Origin of the sequence: Bartonella tribocorum, assembly GCF_002777915.1 — a bacterium.
GTDB lineage: Bacteria > Pseudomonadota > Alphaproteobacteria > Rhizobiales > Rhizobiaceae > Bartonella > Bartonella tribocorum_A.
The window spans coordinates 1-1,201 of sequence record NZ_NJGE01000070.1 but is presented as its reverse complement, the minus strand read 5'-3'; the positions used below and the strand labels follow the sequence as shown (position 1 = coordinate 1,201).

Below are 1,201 nucleotides of genomic sequence, written 5' to 3'. Positions count from 1 at the left end.
TATCAGAAGAAGAAACCTTTGTTTGTTCTGAGATAATACGGGTTGCAAGCTGTTCTGTTGACATTTCAAGGGAGAAGAAACCAACAATGCCCCCTTCACTGGCTTGGCTATCATCATGACGCTTACAAGCATTGGCAATGTTAAAGGCAATATTGGTTGCAAGGGACGTTTTACCCATCCCAGGGCGCCCTGCTAGAATAATCAAATCAGATGGTTGCAACCCGCCCATTTTTTCATCAAGAGTTTTAATATGGGTTGCCATTCCAGAAAGCTGTGAGGAACGCTTTTTGGCAATACTTGCCATGTCCAGTGCTTTGGCAATGGCTCTATCAAAGTTTTCAAAACCAGCCCCATACTTGCCTTTCTCTGCCAATGCAAACAACTGATTTTCAATCACTTCAATTTGTTTAGAGGGGGTAAGTTCTAAGGGAGAATCAAAAGAACTATTTACAATTTGAGTGCCAAGGTTAATTAAAGAACGCCGAATAAACAGATCATAAATAACCTGTCCGTAATCTTGAGTATTGATGATGGTGACAGCTTCTTTGGCTAAACGAACAACATAATTAAAGACTGTGATATCTCCAATGTTCTCATCATTTGCAATAAAGGGCTTCACGGTAATCGGGTCTGCAACTTTTCCCTTTTGAGCAATTTGTAAGATGATATCAAAAAGCCTTTGATGGAAGGCTTCAAAAAAATGTTCTGGTTTGAGAAAATCAGAAACGCTCTCAAGAGCATCATTATTAATCAGAATTGCTCCAAGCAATGCTTGTTCGGCTTCTATATTATGCGGGAGTTGGCGAACAGAAGGGGGGAAGCAGTCTTCTGGATTTTCCATTTTTAGTTGGTTTCCTTTTCTCCTGTTTCTTTTCCCTCGATTGGTGCCTCAAAGGTGATTTCTGTTGTATATCCACTTTGCTTTTCATAGCGATGGGTCACGGTAGCGGCTTTCCATTCTCCATTGATTTGCCCACGGAACCCTTGAAGGATGAGAGGTTGATCCGCCATGATTTCGGGGTGTCCTGCAAGAGTTAAGGAGCCACTGCCTACAGCACGACAAAGCCTATCCGACTCGGAGGCAGCCGCCGCTTGTGCTTCTTCTTGACATGGATAACAACTGCGCAGACGGCGTACAGGACCGCTAAAACCTGTTTGATGCTTGACTTGGCATTGTTGCCCTGTTGAGTGCCCTGTTGAG

The 1,201-nt window shown here is 43.3% G+C and carries 1 protein-coding gene and 1 pseudogene; both read right to left on the bottom strand.

The window, feature by feature from the left end; all coding sequences use genetic code 11:
- Positions 1–841, bottom strand: an 841-nt coding sequence (locus CER18_RS09710) for a DnaB-like helicase N-terminal domain-containing protein (RefSeq protein ID WP_180299429.1), incomplete at its 3' end; no start/stop codon positions are given.
- Between the two features lie 2 nt (positions 842–843).
- Positions 844–1,201 (bottom strand): annotated as a pseudogene (locus CER18_RS09705) (late control protein); the annotation flags it as partial.